General features: G+C 59.6%; 16 protein-coding genes. 11 read left to right on the top strand and 5 right to left on the bottom strand.

Annotated elements, in window-relative coordinates:
• The first annotated feature begins 92 nt into the window (after positions 1–92).
• The 6 genes from GOB83_RS00855 to GOB83_RS00830 all read left to right on the top strand — a co-directional run bounded on the left by GOB83_RS00855 (position 93) and on the right by GOB83_RS00830 (position 5,439).
• Complete coding sequence (locus tag GOB83_RS00855) at positions 93–1,175, top strand: dipeptidase (RefSeq protein WP_165924978.1); 1,083 nt, start codon at positions 93–95, stop codon at positions 1,173–1,175.
• A gap of 247 nt (positions 1,176–1,422) precedes the next feature.
• Positions 1,423–3,336, top strand: coding sequence for an excinuclease ABC subunit UvrC (gene uvrC / locus GOB83_RS00850; protein ID WP_165924977.1), 1,914 nt, complete (start codon positions 1,423–1,425; stop codon positions 3,334–3,336).
• A 121-nt stretch (positions 3,337–3,457) separates the two neighbouring features.
• Positions 3,458–4,027 carry a CDP-diacylglycerol--glycerol-3-phosphate 3-phosphatidyltransferase gene (pgsA, locus tag GOB83_RS00845; RefSeq protein WP_086645862.1) on the top strand — a complete coding sequence of 190 codons (570 nt, stop codon included), beginning with the start codon at positions 3,458–3,460 and terminating at the stop codon, positions 4,025–4,027.
• Positions 4,028–4,097: 70 nt separating this feature from the next.
• Positions 4,098–4,631 (top strand): hypothetical protein, encoded by a 534-nt coding sequence (locus GOB83_RS00840; RefSeq protein WP_165924976.1) that lies wholly within the window; start codon positions 4,098–4,100, stop codon positions 4,629–4,631.
• Positions 4,632–4,703: 72 nt separating this feature from the next.
• Positions 4,704–4,967 carry a molybdopterin converting factor subunit 1 gene (gene moaD, locus GOB83_RS00835; protein ID WP_165924975.1) on the top strand — a complete coding sequence of 88 codons (264 nt, stop codon included), beginning with the start codon at positions 4,704–4,706 and terminating at the stop codon, positions 4,965–4,967.
• Positions 4,968–4,974: 7 nt separating this feature from the next.
• Positions 4,975–5,439 carry a molybdenum cofactor biosynthesis protein MoaE gene (locus GOB83_RS00830; protein WP_165924974.1) on the top strand — a complete coding sequence of 155 codons (465 nt, stop codon included), beginning with the start codon at positions 4,975–4,977 and terminating at the stop codon, positions 5,437–5,439.
• Between the two features lie 34 nt (positions 5,440–5,473).
• Here GOB83_RS00830 and GOB83_RS00825 read toward each other — a convergent pair whose 3' ends face one another.
• Positions 5,474–6,745 (bottom strand): adenosylmethionine--8-amino-7-oxononanoate transaminase, encoded by a 1,272-nt coding sequence (locus tag GOB83_RS00825; protein WP_165924973.1) that lies wholly within the window; start codon positions 6,743–6,745, stop codon positions 5,474–5,476.
• A 58-nt stretch (positions 6,746–6,803) separates the two neighbouring features.
• Between GOB83_RS00825 and GOB83_RS00820 the strand changes: the two genes are divergently transcribed.
• Genes GOB83_RS00820 through bioD form a run of 3 tightly spaced genes read left to right on the top strand, consistent with a single transcriptional unit; the run spans position 6,804 to position 10,103 of the window.
• Positions 6,804–8,027, top strand: coding sequence for an aminotransferase class I/II-fold pyridoxal phosphate-dependent enzyme (locus tag GOB83_RS00820; protein ID WP_165924972.1), 1,224 nt, complete (start codon positions 6,804–6,806; stop codon positions 8,025–8,027).
• Positions 8,014–8,706: an alpha/beta fold hydrolase gene (locus GOB83_RS00815; protein ID WP_165924971.1), complete on the top strand. Its 693-nt coding sequence runs from the start codon at positions 8,014–8,016 to the stop codon at positions 8,704–8,706. The genes GOB83_RS00820 and GOB83_RS00815 overlap by 14 nt, the downstream gene beginning before the upstream one ends.
• On the top strand, positions 8,703–10,103 hold the full coding sequence (gene bioD / locus GOB83_RS00810) for a dethiobiotin synthase (RefSeq protein WP_165924970.1): 1,401 nt from the start codon (positions 8,703–8,705) through the stop codon (positions 10,101–10,103). Before GOB83_RS00815 ends, bioD begins: the two co-directional genes overlap by 4 nt.
• A 69-nt stretch (positions 10,104–10,172) precedes the next feature.
• Here bioD and lexA read toward each other — a convergent pair whose 3' ends face one another.
• On the bottom strand, positions 10,173–10,826 hold the full coding sequence (gene lexA / locus GOB83_RS00805; protein ID WP_095348904.1) for a transcriptional repressor LexA: 654 nt from the start codon (positions 10,824–10,826) through the stop codon (positions 10,173–10,175).
• An 85-nt stretch (positions 10,827–10,911) separates the two neighbouring features.
• Positions 10,912–12,183 carry a molybdopterin molybdotransferase MoeA gene (locus tag GOB83_RS00800; protein WP_194301230.1) on the bottom strand — a complete coding sequence of 424 codons (1,272 nt, stop codon included), beginning with the start codon at positions 12,181–12,183 and terminating at the stop codon, positions 10,912–10,914.
• Positions 12,184–12,252: 69 nt separating this feature from the next.
• On the opposite strand from GOB83_RS00800, the gene rpmG reads away from it, so the two are divergent.
• A complete protein-coding gene (rpmG, locus tag GOB83_RS00795) occupies positions 12,253–12,420 on the top strand; it encodes a 50S ribosomal protein L33 (RefSeq protein ID WP_003623017.1) in 168 nt (55 codons plus the stop codon).
• 112 nt (positions 12,421–12,532) lie between these two features.
• On the opposite strand, the gene GOB83_RS00790 is transcribed toward rpmG, so the two are convergent.
• Both GOB83_RS00790 and eno read right to left on the bottom strand, forming a co-directional pair.
• On the bottom strand, positions 12,533–12,862 hold the full coding sequence (locus GOB83_RS00790) for an FtsB family cell division protein (protein ID WP_086645870.1): 330 nt from the start codon (positions 12,860–12,862) through the stop codon (positions 12,533–12,535).
• Between the two features lie 177 nt (positions 12,863–13,039).
• Positions 13,040–14,320, bottom strand: coding sequence for a phosphopyruvate hydratase (eno, locus tag GOB83_RS00785; RefSeq protein WP_086645871.1), 1,281 nt, complete (start codon positions 14,318–14,320; stop codon positions 13,040–13,042).
• 179 nt (positions 14,321–14,499) lie between these two features.
• Between eno and GOB83_RS00780 the strand changes: the two genes are divergently transcribed.
• Positions 14,500–14,976 carry a DUF3429 domain-containing protein gene (locus tag GOB83_RS00780; RefSeq protein ID WP_095348902.1) on the top strand — a complete coding sequence of 159 codons (477 nt, stop codon included), beginning with the start codon at positions 14,500–14,502 and terminating at the stop codon, positions 14,974–14,976.
• Positions 14,977–15,010: the final 34 nt, after the last annotated feature.

Raw genomic sequence — 15,010 nt, 5'->3', positions numbered from 1 at the left:
GGGGAGGGCAAGCAAAAAGACAGACACCTCCATGCACACAGGGGTGGGAGGAGTCTTGCAATTTCTGGCAACCACACCATGATATTAGAAGCATGGATACCCAACGCCCCCAGCCAGCCCCCCCGCAGGATGCCGTAGCCCTGCACCGCGCCCTCCTGACACTCGATAGCCATATCGACATTCCATGGCCTGACCGGGCCGATGCGTTTGAGGACACCCCCCAGCGCAAGGTGGATCTGCCCAAAATGCAGCGTGGCGGTATGTCGGCAGGCTGCTTTGTAGCCTACACGGCACAGGGGCCGGTTACAGCGCAGGCGCACGCACAGGTGCAGCAGGAATGTCTGGCCATGCTGGACGCCATCAACACCATGCAGGGCACCCATAATGGGGTTACGGCCCGGGTGTGCTCCCGCGTGGCTGATATTCGGGCAGCTCACGCCCAAGGTGTGATCGCGGTTATTCCCGCTGTGGAAAATGGTTATGGCATGGGCGAGGACCCGGCTCTGCTTGGCGCATTTGCCCAGCGCGGCGCGCGGTACGTTACCCTGACCCATAACGGGCATAACGCTCTGGCGGATGCGGCCATCCATCGCCCCAGTCTGGGGGATACACCGCAAAAACACGGCGGGCTTTCCACCCTTGGGCGTGAGGCCGTGCGGGAGATGAACAGGCTTGGTCTGCTGGTGGATGTGTCCCACGCCTCCAAGCAGACCATGTTGCAGGCTGTTGCGGCTTCGGCCACACCGGTTGTTGCCAGCCATTCCTGCGTGCGCACATTGTGCGATCATCCGCGCAATCTGGATGATGAACAGCTTGATGCACTCGGGGCCAGCGGCGGGCTGATCCAGATAACCGCCATGCCGGCCTTCCTCAAACCCAAACCGGAGGAGGGGCGGCGTTCTGCTGGTGTTGCTGACCTTGTGGACCATATTGACTATGTGGTGCGCAGGCTTGGCCCCGCTTATGTCGGGATTTCCTCCGATTTTGATGGCGGCGGCGCACTGGCGGACTGGCAGGATGCAACGCAGGGTGCCAACATTACCGCCGAGCTGCTGCGCAGGGGGTATGACCGAAGCGAGATAGCGGCCTTCTGGGGGGAGAATTTTTTGCGGCTGCTGGAAAAGGCGGAGCAGGTGGCAGAACAAAGCGGGACTACAGCCCACGCTGCGGACTGAAAATTTTGTCCACTATTCCTCTTGACACGCCCTATTTTCAACAAAGAGTTCAAAAAAGCAAAGATGGGTTAAGGGTGCTCAGGAGTAAAATCCTTTTAAATCAATGGCATGATGTGTTTGATTAAAAAATATGCAATCCGTTGGAAGGGCTGAAAATCTGCGGTTTGCACCCTTTCCGCCCCCCATCGTCCACAGACTTATCCACAAAAACGGTGGATGAAATTGATCGCCCCCCAAAGAGCGCCAGATGACTGCACAAAATTCGCCACAGGATAACGCGGAGGCCCAGACCAACGCCCAGCCTGACCTTCCGGCCAAGGGGGTGGAGGTCATTCGCCATGCCCTGCGCACCATGCCCTTTGCCCCTGGCGTTTACCGCATGCTCGGGAGCAAGGGGGAGGTGCTGTATGTGGGCAAGGCGCTCTCGCTCAAAAAACGTGTCACGTCCTATACGCAGGTTGGCCGTCTGCCCGAACGCCTGCGGCGCATGGTGTCGGAAACCGCCTCCATGGAGATCGTGACAACCCATACCGAGGCCGAAGCCCTGCTGCTGGAGGCCAATTACATCAAGCGGATGAAGCCCCGCTTCAATATCCTCCTGCGTGATGACAAGAGCTACCCGTGGCTGATGCTGACCGATGGGCAGGCATTCCCCCAGATTGCCAAGCATCGGGGCAAGGCGGTCAAGGGGGCCAGCCTGTGGGGGCCTTTTGCCTCCGCATGGGCGGTCAACCAGACGCTGAACCTGATCCAGCGGGTGTTTTTGCTGCGCTCTTGTGCGGATTCCGTTTTTAACAGCCGCAGCAGGCCGTGCCTCCTGTTCCAGATCAAACGCTGTTCCGCTCCGTGCGTGGAGCGCATAGACCAGCAGGCTTACGGGCAATTGGTGGAACAGGCGCGGGATTTTCTGTCCGGCAAGGACACCGCATTGCGTGAGACACTGGGCGCGGACATGAACCGTGCGGCGGAGGAGATGGATTTCGAGCGCGCGGCCGTGCTGCGCGACCGTATTCGCGCGCTGGCGCAAATGCAGGAGTCTAGCGTGATCAATCCCGCGTCCTTGCAGGATGCGGACGTGTTCGGGCTATGGCAGGAGGCCGGGCAGACCTGCATTCAGGTCTTTTTTGTGCGTGGCGGGCGCAACAATGGCAGCCGTTCGTTTTTTCCGGCTCATGCGCAGGATGAGGCCCCGGCTGATATTCTTTCCGCTTTTATCGTCCAGTTTTATGACGACAAACCTTGCCCGGCGCAGATTCTGGTCAACCATGCTCTGGCGGAAAGCCCGCTCATGGCCGAGGCCCTTGCCCTACGGCGCGGCAAAAAGGTGGAGATTCTCAACCCGCAACGCGGTGAGAAAAAACAGGTGGTCGATCACGCCGTAACCAACGCGCGGGATGCGCTCAACCGCAGGCTGGCCGAAACAGCAGGGCAGGCCAAGCTGCTTCAGGGCGTTGCGGATGTGTTTGCGCTGGATGCCCCGCCTGAACGCATAGAGGTGTATGACAACAGCCATATTCAGGGCGCGCATGCCTATGGGGTGATGATTGTGGGCGGCCCGGAAGGGTTCAACCGCAAGGCGTACCGCAAATTCCGTATTAAAGGCCCCATCACACCGGGGGATGACTTTGCCATGATGCGTGAAGTGCTGGAGCGCCGCTTTGGCCGTGCCCTGCGGGAAGCGGAGGATGGAGATACCTCCAACTGGCCCGATGTGCTGCTGATAGATGGTGGCGCAGGCCAGTATTCCGCCGTGCGAGCCGTGCTGGATGAGCTGGGTGTCACAGGCGTCAAGCTCGTGGGGATTGCCAAAGGGCCGGACCGGGATGCAGGGCGGGAGTGGTTTTATATCGACCATACGGAGCCTTTCCAGCTCCCCCTACGCGACCCGGTTCTGTATTACCTGCAAAGGCTGCGGGATGAGGCGCACCGTTTTGCCATTACCACGCATCGCTCGGGGCGTTCCAAGGCACTTGTGACATCTGAGCTGGATGACATTCCCGGCATTGGCCCTGCGCGCAAAAAAATGCTGCTCAACACCTTTGGCTCGGCCCGGGCGGTCAAGCAGGCGGGGCTGGAGGCACTGGAGGCGGCTCCGGGGGTTAGTCGGGAGCTGGCCCGGGTGGTTTACGGGCATTTTCACCCCGGTTGGTCACCAGACTAAACGGGGTAAGCACTTTTTTGCGTGCCGATGGCAGCCCTGCAACCAAATTGTGGATGGGTGACGACTTTGCGATAGGTCAAACCATTCCAGTTTGGTGGAAAATGCGCTAGCATGCACCGCAATGCTGACAGACCTGCCCAACGTCCTGACACTTTCGCGCATTGTGGCCATTCCCATCGTGGTTGGATTTGCCGCATGGGGAACGCCGCAGGCAGATGCGTTGGCCTGTCTGCTGTTCATACTGGCCGGTATTACCGATTATTTTGATGGCAAGCTGGCGCGCTCGCGGCATCAGCTATCCGATTTCGGGCGTATGTTTGATTCCATAGCGGACAAACTGCTGGTAGGGGCCTGCCTTATGGTGCTGGCGGGCTTTTTGCGCCTGCCATACCTTAGCCTGTGGCCTGCCATTATCATTCTGTGCCGCGAAATTCTGGTATCTGGCATGCGTGAGTATCTGGCCGAGCGGCGCGCCAGCCTGCCCGTAACCCGGCTGGCAAAATGGAAAACCGGATTCCAGATGACCGCCATAGGCTTTTTGCTGGCGGGGGATGGAACGGGCGCGCTGCTGGGTATCCCCTGGCTACCTGTTGCCCTGATTGGCGCGATACTGCTCTGGATTGCCGGTGTGCTCACAATGATTACCGGCTGGGATTATCTGACCAAGGGTTTGCAGCACGTCGATCTGTAGTAGCCTTTGCGCCAGAATGGGCAGCATTGGTCCTATGGCAGACAATACTGGCGGAATGCGGAGTCTGGGTATGCGAAAAGCCGCTCTTCTTGGAGTGTGCGTGATGATGAGCGGATGTGCTGGCTTTGAAAAAGTCATGTCCGACACCATCTCCCTACCCGGGGAAAACCCCAATGCCCCGGCTGGTTCGGACCTGAACATGCGGCGTGTGCAGGGGCAGGCTACCAAGGAAGTGCCTATTCTGCCTCAGGGGGGCAATATATGGCCCGGCCCGCCAGACCCGCTGCCAACGCTGGAAGATGTCGCCAAAGGCCGCATGAGCAGCCAGCAAGGCGCAGAACTGCCAGCTACAGGCCCACAACTGCCAGATGGGCAGGAAATCAGTCTGGGCGAGCAGGAGAGCATCCACAAAGGGGTTGTCAGCCCGACCCGGTACGCTGCGCCAGAACTGGGACACACCAGTGCGCAACCCGCAAACGCAGGCAAGCCCGTGCCTGCACCTATTGAAATTCCCAATGGGGATGGCACAACAACCCTTGTTCATTCGGATGGTTCCATCAGCACCATTGGCACACCCAGCCGCCTGAGGCTGCCTGTGCATTGATGTCAGGCAGGTTCCGCAGCGCAAGCGGTGCGCAGGACCTGCTGGTAAGGTAAAAGGTTGGTAAGGCGGATTATGGCAGACCGGGTAACAGTTTTGTTTTTTGCAGCACTTCGTGAGCAGATCGGTCAGGAAAGCCTGAGCGTGACCATACCCGCATCCGGGGTCACGGTTGCCGCCCTGCGTACCCAGATTGAAGGGGCAAACCCCACCATTGCACAGGCATTGGCGGACCAGCCCAAACTGCGCGTTGCCGTGAACAGAACACTCAGCACATTTGAGCAACTGGTTACGCCGGGGGATGAAGTTGCCTTTTTCCCACCCATGACGGGGGGCTGAGCGGGCCATGGTGGTGCATGTTGCGGTGCAGGCCGCTCCGTTTGACGTAGGGGTGGAGGCTGAGCGCCTGAGTGCGCTTTCTCCGCTTACAGGTGGGGTGGGGCTGTTTGTCGGGCAGGTGCGTGGCGGGCAGGGACTCCGCGCCATGACGCTTGAACACTATCCGGGCATGACCGAAGCAACCCTGCATGCGCTGGCGCAGGAAGCACAGGCACGGTTTGACCTGACAGGCTGCACCGTAATTCACCGCGTAGGGCGGCTGGAGGTAGGGGCGGGCATTGTTTTTGTTGGGGCCGGGGCTGCGCACCGGGGTGCGGCACTTACGGCCACCTCCTTTTTGATCGACAGGCTAAAAACCGGCGCACCATTCTGGAAGCGCGAAGAATATGACGATGGCCGTACTATCTGGGTCGATGCGCGCGAGACGGATGAAGAGGCCGCCCGCGCATGGATGAATAACCCGACCGCCTGAGCGTGCCCCTTCCTGCCCGGCGTATAAGCCGGGCTTATCCTGCCAGCACGGTATGGATTGTGCGGCACAGGAACCGCAGGTCTGCCTCGGTTATGGTAAAGGCCGGGGTCAGGTACACAATATTCCTGAAAGGCCGTATCCACGCGCCGTGTGCGATCAGCTTCTGGCGCAGCCTGTCCGGGTTGCCCAGTGTTTCCAGCTCCACAACGCCAATGGCACCAAGTGTGCGCACGTCCCGCACACCGGGGAGCGTGCGGCATGGTTCCAGTGCTTCGGTCATGATCGCATTGATCGTGGCAACCTGTTCCAGCCGTGGTTCTGTTTCAAACAGGTCTAGGGCCGCATTGGCGCAGGCGCAGGCCAGCGGGTTGGCCATAAAGGTGGGGCCATGCATCAGGGCATGCTCGGGGTTATCGGACAGGAATGCCTCAAACACATGCCGCCGTGCAACGGTCGCGGCCAGGGCCATGGTGCCGCCCGTAAGGGCTTTGGACAGGGTGATGATGTCTGGCGTAATGCCGGCCTGCTCGCAGGCAAACAGGGTGCCGGTACGGCCAAACCCTGTAAAAATTTCGTCCAGAATCAGCAGTACGTCATAGCGGTCCGCTGCCTTGCGGACTGTGCGCAGGACTTCTGGCGCATGGAAAAGCATGCCCCCGGCCCCCTGCACCAGTGGTTCCATGATAATCCCCGCCAGTTCATGCGCATGGCGTGCAAGGAGCGCCATAAAAGCCTGCGTGCTGGGGGCATCTACTGGCAGGGGGGCTATAACGTGCTCGGTCAATGCGGGGCCGTACAGGTGGTGCATGCCTTCTTCGGGGTCACATATGGCCATGGTGGCCAGTGTGTCCCCGTGGTAGCCGCCCCGAAAGGCCAGTAATCGGGTGCGCTGGCGTTCGCCCCTGTTCAGCCGGTACTGGATAGCCATTTTCATGGCGACCTCCACCGCGACCGAGCCGGAATCGGTAAAAAACACCCGCTCCAGATCGTCGGGCAGTAGCGCGCATAATCTGCTGGCAAGGCGCAAGGCGGGTTCATGCACCATGCCACCAAACATCACATGGGGCATGGTCCCGAGCTGCTCCGTAACAGCCTGGCGGATATGGGGGTGGTTATAGCCGTGGCAGGCTGTCCACCATGCGGCAACACCATCCACCAGCACGCGTCCATCGGTCAGGGTGATGTGGCTGCCCTGCGTGCTCCGTGCCGCCAAAGGTGGGGAGGCTGTTTGCATCTGGCTGTAGGGAAGCCAGATATGGGGCAGGCCCTGCTGGTACCAGTCGGGCATGGAGGCGGGTGCGGACATGCTGTGGTGTTCCTGTAGATGATTGACCCGGAGGGCTGGCTCCGGCACCACAGATGTCATGACGCGGTTTGACAATCTTTTCCAGCAGGGGCTGGCCGGTTTTGCGGAGCAGGGGCGTATGCGCTCCTGCAAACAATGGCATGCGGCAGGCTCCGGCCTTTTGCAGCGCCCCGATACGGGTGCTGTTCTGGTTGATTTTTCGTCCAATGATTATCTGGGCCTGCGCACCCACCCGCGCCTGCTTGAGCGGGCCATTGCATGGGGGCAGGCAGAAGGGAGTGGGAGCGGGGCTTCACGCCTTGTTACGGGCACTCCACCCCAGACCATGGCGCTGGAGCAGCGGCTGGCTACGCTTAAAGGCATGGAAGCGGCCCGCATATTTTCCTCCGGCTGGCAGGCCAATGCATCCGTGGTGCCTGCTCTTGCCCGTTTTTCTGCTCAGGTTATGGGGGCGCGGGCCGTTATTGTGGCGGACAAGTTCATCCATGCCAGCCTCTACCATGGGTGTGCTGCCTCAGGGGTAACGCCCAAACGCTTCAGGCATAACGATATGGCGCATCTGGATGCTCTTCTGGCACAGGATGCAGGGGCAGGGCTGAAAATTGTCCTGACCGAGAGCGTGTTCAGCATGGACGGGGACCGGGCGGATATGGCCCAGCTCCGTGCCATAACCCAGCGGCACAATGCTTTTTTGTGTGTGGATGAAGCCCACGCCACGGGTATTCTGGGCACGCAGGGCAAGGGGCTTGCCAATGGGCAGGCGGACCTTGTTGTTGGAACTTTCAGCAAGGCGCTGGGCGGAATGGGGGCCTTTGTCGCGGCATCCGATGCGGTATGCCGTTGGCTGGATAACACGGCTTCTGGCTTTATTTATTCCACGGCTCCTTCGGCCATGGTGCTTGGGGCGGTGGATGCCGCACTGGACCTTCTGCCCGATATGGAAGAGGCCCGCACACATGTGGCGGAGCTTGCCTGTGGCTTCAGGCAGCGCATGGGGCAGGCCGGGCTGGAGGTTGGCCCTTCCACGACCCAGATTGTTCCCGTTGTGGTGGGGGCGGAGCAAACGGCGCTTGCACTGGCGCAGGCTGTTGAGCAGGCTGGTTTTCTGGCGGTTGCCATTCGCCCGCCAACGGTGCCACCGGGTGGTTGCCGCCTGCGGGTTGTTTTTCACGCTCACCATACGCAGGAGCAGATGCACGCTCTGGCTGCCGCCATTATCAGTGCTGCGGCGCAAAATGGCATTTTGCAGGAGCATGGAGCCTTGGCGCATGAGCCCGGTTAAACCCGTATTTGTGCACGGCTGGGGGTTTGGTCCGGAGTTCTGGGCACCGGTGGTGGACGCTCTGGGGTGGACGGATGCGCTGATTCTGGACCTCGGTTTTCTGGAAGGTTCAGCCCCCGCATCCCCAATGCTTGCTGCGCAATTATTGCAGGCCGTGCAGGTGCCGGGGGAGGCATTGCTGGGGATTGGCCACTCGCTGGGTTTTTTGTGGCTGGCCGAGCATATGGCGCTCTCCCCCACGGATCGGTTGGTGGGGATTAACGCCTTTGCCGCCTTTGCTGCGCGGGAGAGCTTTGCCTCTGGCGTGCCTGCCCGGGTTTTGCAGCGCATGCTCAAAGGACTGTCAAACACGCCGGAAAAAGTTCTGGCCGATTTTTACAATCTTTGTGGCGCATCAGGCTCCAGAGTGGTGCCATGTGTGCCTAATCTGCGCGACGGGCTGGACCTGCTGCTGGCAGGCGATGCCCGGCCCGCACTGGCAGCCAAGGCCGGTCAATACGATATTCTGGCTGCCCGGCAGGACCCGGTAGCCACCCCCGCCATGACGGAGCAGAGTTTTGCCGGGTGCGCAGCCGTGCAGTGGGTGGACGGCGGGCACCTGCTCCCGCAAACGGATGTGTCAGCCTGTGTGACGTTCCTACAGGCTGTGCGCAGGACAATGGAACAGGACGTACAATGACAGACCCGCAGCACAGGGAGCGGATACGCCGCAGCTTTGACCGAGCCGAAGGGTATGATAGCGCAGCAACGGTGCAACGCCTTGCCGCCCACAGCCTTGCCGCACGGCTTGTCCGTGCGCTGGACGGCAGAAAACCAACCCGTATTCTGGAAATAGGGTGTGGCACCGGCCTGCTGACTGAACGGTTGGCCCGGAACTGGCCGGAAGCACAGATTGTCGCAACCGATTTTGCCCCGCAAATGCTCGAACGCGCCAGCCGTCGCGCCATCCCGCGGACCGAGTTCAAACTTATGGACGCCGCCAACCCCACGGTTGAAGGCCCGTTTGATGTGGTCTGCGGTAATCTGGTCATGCAATGGCTGGAGCAGCCTGAGCAGGTGATGGAGCGGCTGGGCGGGCTTTTGGCGCCGGGTGGCGTGCTGGCGGTTTCTACCCTGCTGGACGGGACATTCGCGGAGTGGAAAGCCGCCTGTGCGAGCGAAGGTGTGCAACCCGCCACACCGCATTACCCGCAGGCCGGGCAGATACAGGCATGGACGCCATGGCTGTTCGCAGGTCTGTGGGAGAGCGAGAGCTGTGTGCAGGCTTTTGGCTCCGGTCTGGAGTTTGTCAGGCACCTCAAGGCAACGGGGGCTTCTGTTCCGCAGGCCGGGCGTAAACCAATGGGGGCGGCAGCACTCCGGCGGGTTGCGCGTAGGCTGGACCACTCCGGGGCCGCCATAACGTGGCAACTGGCCTATGGCTGTTTTCGCAAGCCGCCGGTTGCGGGGGTGTTTGTTACGGGTACGGATACGGGGGTGGGTAAAACCCTTGTTTCCGCCTGTCTGGTCCGGCGCTGGCAGGCCATATACTGGAAACCCCTGCAAAGTGGTCTGGCAGATGAGGCAGGAGATACCATCACCGTTGCCCATCTTGCGCAGGGGGCTGAGTGTTTGCCCCCCGCTGGGGCGTTTCAGGCTTCGCTTTCCCCTCAGGCTGCAGCCGAGGCGGAGGGCGCGCATGTAAGCCGCGCCCAGCTTGCGTTGCCTGAAGTTGAAGATGGCAGGCTGCTGGTGGTGGAAGGTGCTGGTGGGGTGATGGTCCCCGCAACGGATGAATTGATGATGCTGGACCTGGCCGCAATATGGGGGCTGCCGGTTGTGCTGGTGGCCCGCAGCGGGTTGGGCACACTCAACCATACACTGCTTAGCCTACAGGCATTGCGTAACCGGGGCGTAGCCGTAGCGGGGGTTGTGCTGAATGGCCCGCCTAATCCGGCTAATAGCCGCACCATTGCGCAACTGGGCAAGGTCCGTATTCTGGCAGAAGTAGGGCATATGCCAGCACTTTCTCCCGCTTCCGTGGCAGAGGCGGCCGCCACATTCCCGGCGTGGGAGGCCGTTTGCACAAGGCCTTAACGGCATGTGAGTGTTTACAGGCAGGAAAAGCACAAAGGCCACGTCCTAATCAGGCGTGGCCATTGGTGATTAGTACTGGCGGATCAAACCGGCCAGATGGCCCTGAATAACCAGCCGTTCAGCGGGAACAATGCGGGTTTCGTAGCGGGCATTGGCGGGCTCAAGGGCAATCATGTTGCCTTTGCGGCGCAGGCGTTTGAGTGTGACTTCCTGCCCGTCAATCAGGGCAACGATAATCTGCCCGTTTTCGGCCTGATCCGATTTTTTGATAATGACCTGATCGCCATCCAGAATCCCGGCTTCGATCATGGAATCCCCGGCCACTTCCAGCGCGTAATAATCCCCTGACCCCAGCATGTCCGCGGGGATGGAGAGGGAGTTGGACGTATCTGCCAGTGCTTCAATCGGCAGCCCGGCGGCAATGCGGCCATAAAGCGGGATTTTAACAGGGTCCTGCTTTTGCCGGGTAAAACTGCCACGGATGACGTTGGTTGGCAGTTCCTCTTCCATTTCGGGGAGCTGGATGACTTCCAGCGCGCGGGCGCGGTGGTGGTGGCGGCGCAGAAAGCCGCGTTCTTCCAGCCCCGAAATCAGGCGGTGGATGCCGGACTTGGAGCGCAGGCCCATGGCCTCACGCATTTCGTCAAAAGAGGGGGAAAAGCCGGTCTGCTTGAGGTGCGAATCAATAAAAAGAAGAAGCTTGTGCTGTTTTCGGGTCAGCATGTCGCACCTCGAGCTGTCTGTTTGTAATGGAACATCAATCTTATGGTTTGTTCTATGTAAGTTCTTGTTTTTGTCAATATTAAAATCAGGGCAGGGGCATAATCTGGCACGCTGTGCCTGCTTTTTGGGCGGGGTCGTGGGGAGGGCGTATAATCAGCGCCTGACTTTTGGACAGAATGTTCAACTGTGCAGAATCCTGCGGCCCAAACGGGGTGGCAACAAGCTGGCCTTCCTGCGTGGTCTGGAGTGTGGCGCGCAAAAAATCCTGGCGTTGGTCATTTTCGGGCACATCTGAACCCAGGAGTGCGGTCTGGGTTGGCATGGTGTCGGCCACGGCAATGCCCATGAGCTTGTGCAGGGCTGGCAGCACAAACACCAGACTGCAAACCAGTGCTGCCACAGGGTTGCCGGGCAGGCCAAGCACAGGCATGCCGTGGAGTGTGCCAGACATGAGCGGCTTACCCGGGCGCATGGCAATTTTCCAGAAGTTCTGGACAAGCCCGGCTTTTTCCAGCGTCGGGCGCACTAGATCGTAAGCACCTACACTGGCGCCGCCAATGGTGATTAGCATGTCCAGATCACGGGTATGAGCAAATGCGTTGGAGAGCGATGTGGCGTTGTCACGCGCAACGGGCAGCACAATGGAGTCTGCCCCGTTCTGCCCCAACAGGGCTGCCAGCATGAAGGATGCTGAATTGAAAATACCATCAGGCGGAGCAGTATCACCGGGCAGGAGAATTTCGTCCCCCGTCGCCAGAATCCCCACACGGGGGCGGCGGAACACTGGTAGCCAGACCAGCCCGCCAGCGGCTGCCAGGCCTATATCCCGCGGGCCGAGTCTGCTGCCTGCGCTCAACAGCACGGCACCTTGGGCAAAATCCTGCCCCTGCCGGCGAATAAACTGCCCTGCCGTGGCAGCCTGCGTTAGCGTGATCTGCTGGCCTGCTCGCTGGGTGTTTTCCTGAATAATAATGGCATCTGCCCCGGCTGGTATCTGGCTTCCCGTAAACAGCCGGATACACTCACCCGCAGCCACGGTGCGGGCAGACGGCCTGCCTGCGGGGGCCTCGTCTATAATCTGCAATACAGCGCCGGGCCGGGTATCTGCCGCTCTTACGGCGTATCCGTCCATTGCAGACACACAGACCGGTGGGTTAGCCCTGCGTGCATGCACGTCCTGGGCCAGAATACGGCCGCATGCAGCACTCAGGGCGACGGTTTCCTGCCCGCACGGCAGCAGATTTTCCAGAATTCTGGCCCGCGCGGTTGCCACATCCAGCATGAATTCGTCTCCTTTTGGCGTCCGTGGCGCCATATTGATGTAAGAAAGCTTGACCTTTTGCCTTTGTATGCGCATTTTGCCGCAACTTGAACACCGCCGGAGCCGTATGGACCGGCTCTGTAAATATGTTCTGCTGAGGAAGTCATGGCCAAGACCAACGTCATCAAGATCCGTCTCGTCTCGACGGCTGACACCGGTTACTTCTATGTGACCAAGAAAAATGCCCGCGCTCACACGGGTAAAATGGAACTGAAGAAGTACGACCCGGTTGCACGCAAGCACGTCGTATTCCGTGAAGCCAAAATTAAGTAATTCTGGCCAGATCGGTATCTTATAAAAAAACGGCGCCATCGAGCGCCGTTTTTTTATGCGGGCATACAGGCTCACGCCCGGTTAACCCGGCTTGGATATATGTTGGGTCGGCTTAAAAAAGCGGATCGCGCCGGTCGTAGGGGATAACCACATCATTGCGGTTGGCCATGTTCAGCATGGCACGGGCGCGTTCATCCAGAATATCTGTATCCAGCGTGTTTTCACGCAGGCCATTGACGCGGCGCTTCCATGCGTTCTGTTCGGCCTGCGCATCTGTACGGGCCTGTTTGGCCTGTTCAAGCAGGCCAAGCTGCTGCTGGTAGGCCTGCATGCCGTGGTCGCCCTGTGTGGCGTTCCAGCCAAAGTAACCGGCAATGCTTAAAAACGCCAAAGGTGGCACCACGGCGCGTACAACGCGGCGAAAGAAACGGCCAATCTGCACTTTTGGTCAGCTCCTTGCCAGAGTCGTGGTTACCAAGAGACATGAATACAGAGTAATCTGTAGCCCATGTTACGCCAGATGGGGAAGGGCGTTGCATACAAAAAAAGCCGGCCCCAAAAGGGACCGGCCTGATCTGGCGTGGCACAGGGGCAGAACAGGCTACCCGCGCCACAGTTTTTAGCTGTTTTTAAGGATCGTACGGCCTGCATACTGGGCGGCTGTAACCAGTTCCTGCTCAATACGGATGAGCTGGTTGTATTTGGCCGTCCGGTCGGAGCGGGAGAGCGAGCCGGTTTTGATCTGCCCGCAGTTGGTTGCAACGGCCAGATCGGCAATGGTGGAATCTTCCGTCTCACCCGAGCGGTGGCTCATAACGGCGGTGTAGCCCGCCCGGTGGGCCATTTCCACGGCCTGAAGGGTTTCGGTCAGTGTGCCAATCTGGTTGACCTTGACCAGCAGGGAGTTGGCAATGCCAGCCTTGATCCCGCGGCTGAGGCGTTCGGGGTTGGTTACAAAGAGGTCATCGCCGACGAGCTGCACTTTTTTGCCCAGTGTCTGCGTCAGCAGTGCCCAGCCTTCCCAGTCATCTTCGGCCATGCCGTCTTCAATGGAAACAATCGGGTAGCGGTTGACCAGATCTTCCAGATAAGCGGCCATGCCTGCGGAATCGAGGCTCTTGCCTTCACCTTCCATGACGTACTGGCCGTTTTTGAAGAATTCCGTGCTGGCGCAGTCCAGTGCAAAGGTTACGTCCTGCCCGGGGCGGTAGCCTGCGGCTTCCACGGCGCGGGTAATAAAGCCCAGTGCTTCATCAGCAGATTTAAGGGCCGGGGCAAAGCCACCTTCATCACCGACATTGGTGTTCAGGCCCGCAGCGCTCAGCGCTTTTTTGAGCTGGGCAAAAATTTCAGACCCCCAGCGAATGGCGTCCGCAACGGTTGGCGCACCCACGGGCTGGATCATGAATTCCTGAATGTCGATCGGGTTGTCCGCGTGCTGGCCACCGTTGACAATGTTCATCATGGGAACAGGCAGGATGTGGGCAAAAGACCCGCCAACATAGCGGTACAGGGGCACTTCCTGCTCTGCCGCCGTTGCCTTGGCCACAGCGAGTGAGACACCCAGAATGGCGTTGGCCCCCATGCGGCTTTTGTTGGGTGTGCCATCCAGATCAATCATGGCGTTGTCGATGTCGATCTGGTCAGAGGATTCTGCACCCTGCAAGGTGGGCAGGATTTCGCTCTCAATGTTTTCAATGGCGCGGAGCACGCCTTTGCCACCATAGCGCCGTGCATCACCATCGCGCAGTTCCACGGCTTCATGTGCGCCGGTTGACGCGCCAGAGGGAACAGCCGCGCGGCCTTTGGCACCGGATGCCAGTTCCACGTCCACTTCCACGGTGGGGTTGCCACGGCTATCCAGAATTTCACGGGCGATAATGTCAACAATGGCGCTCATGGTGTTTGTTCCTGCTTGTCAGTGGCACTGGCTGGGGCCGGTGCCGTCGTTTCTTATTCTTGATCTATGACGCAACCTGCATGGAGCTTTTCCCCACGCGGTTGCTAGTGGCAGCGTCTTGGGCTTTTCTGTCAACACTGAGAACAAGAAAATACAGAGAAAAGGGTGTCTGTTCCCCTATGAAGAAGCTTCCGTTTCTGGGTGTGGTTCTGATGCTGGCAGGGGTTGTGCCCTATGTCTTATGCACATGCGCCATAGTGTTTTACGATTCCCGCATTCCCGTGCCCAACCTGCTCATGGCCGAGCTGTTTTACGGGGCCATCTCCCTTTCCTTTATTGGTGCGGTGCACTGGGGGCAGGCGCTGGAGATGGAACGCACCATTATTGTGGCATCTGCTGCACGCACGGACCATGTGCGTCTGCTGGTGGGTGTTGTGCCCGCCCTGCTGGGCTGGGTTGCAGCCTGCACGGGGTTTATGTGGCAACCATTGGGCGGGATTGCCGTGTTGATAGTTGCATTCGCGCTTGTTGCCGTGGCCGAGCGCGCGGCATGGCGGCGCGGCTGGGTGCCGCCGGGTTATATGGGTGTGCGCTGGATTGTAACGGCGGTTACGGAGTGTTGTCTGCTTATGGTGCTGCTGGTTCGTTTTTTGTGAATGGCAGACGCTGGAGCGGTGCGCTAAAAGTTAC

Origin of the sequence: Acetobacter fabarum, assembly GCF_011516925.1 — a bacterium.
In the GTDB taxonomy this organism is placed as follows: Bacteria; Pseudomonadota; Alphaproteobacteria; order Acetobacterales; family Acetobacteraceae; genus Acetobacter; species Acetobacter fabarum.
Note: the sequence above shows the minus strand (reverse complement) of the source record. Positions and strands in the feature narration are given on the sequence as shown.

Bases quoted from the DNA above. Each gene is read 5' to 3' on its own strand.
- GOB83_RS00855 (WP_165924978.1), top strand. From the start codon at position 93: ATGGATACCCAACGCCCCCAGCCAGCCCCCCCGCAGGATGCCGTAGCC.
- uvrC (WP_165924977.1), top strand. From the start codon at position 1,423: ATGACTGCACAAAATTCGCCACAGGATAACGCGGAGGCCCAGACCAAC.
- pgsA (WP_086645862.1), top strand. From the start codon at position 3,458: ATGCTGACAGACCTGCCCAACGTCCTGACACTTTCGCGCATTGTGGCC.
- GOB83_RS00840 (WP_165924976.1), top strand. From the start codon at position 4,098: ATGCGAAAAGCCGCTCTTCTTGGAGTGTGCGTGATGATGAGCGGATGT.
- moaD (WP_165924975.1), top strand. From the start codon at position 4,704: ATGGCAGACCGGGTAACAGTTTTGTTTTTTGCAGCACTTCGTGAGCAG.
- GOB83_RS00830 (WP_165924974.1), top strand. From the start codon at position 4,975: ATGGTGGTGCATGTTGCGGTGCAGGCCGCTCCGTTTGACGTAGGGGTG.
- GOB83_RS00825 (WP_165924973.1), bottom strand. From the start codon at position 6,745: ATGTCCGCACCCGCCTCCATGCCCGACTGGTACCAGCAGGGCCTGCCC.
- GOB83_RS00820 (WP_165924972.1), top strand. From the start codon at position 6,804: ATGACGCGGTTTGACAATCTTTTCCAGCAGGGGCTGGCCGGTTTTGCG.
- GOB83_RS00815 (WP_165924971.1), top strand. From the start codon at position 8,014: ATGAGCCCGGTTAAACCCGTATTTGTGCACGGCTGGGGGTTTGGTCCG.
- bioD (WP_165924970.1), top strand. From the start codon at position 8,703: ATGACAGACCCGCAGCACAGGGAGCGGATACGCCGCAGCTTTGACCGA.
- lexA (WP_095348904.1), bottom strand. From the start codon at position 10,826: ATGCTGACCCGAAAACAGCACAAGCTTCTTCTTTTTATTGATTCGCAC.
- GOB83_RS00800 (WP_194301230.1), bottom strand. From the start codon at position 12,183: ATGCGCATACAAAGGCAAAAGGTCAAGCTTTCTTACATCAATATGGCG.
- rpmG (WP_003623017.1), top strand. From the start codon at position 12,253: ATGGCCAAGACCAACGTCATCAAGATCCGTCTCGTCTCGACGGCTGAC.
- eno (WP_086645871.1), bottom strand. From the start codon at position 14,320: ATGAGCGCCATTGTTGACATTATCGCCCGTGAAATTCTGGATAGCCGT.
- GOB83_RS00780 (WP_095348902.1), top strand. From the start codon at position 14,500: ATGAAGAAGCTTCCGTTTCTGGGTGTGGTTCTGATGCTGGCAGGGGTT.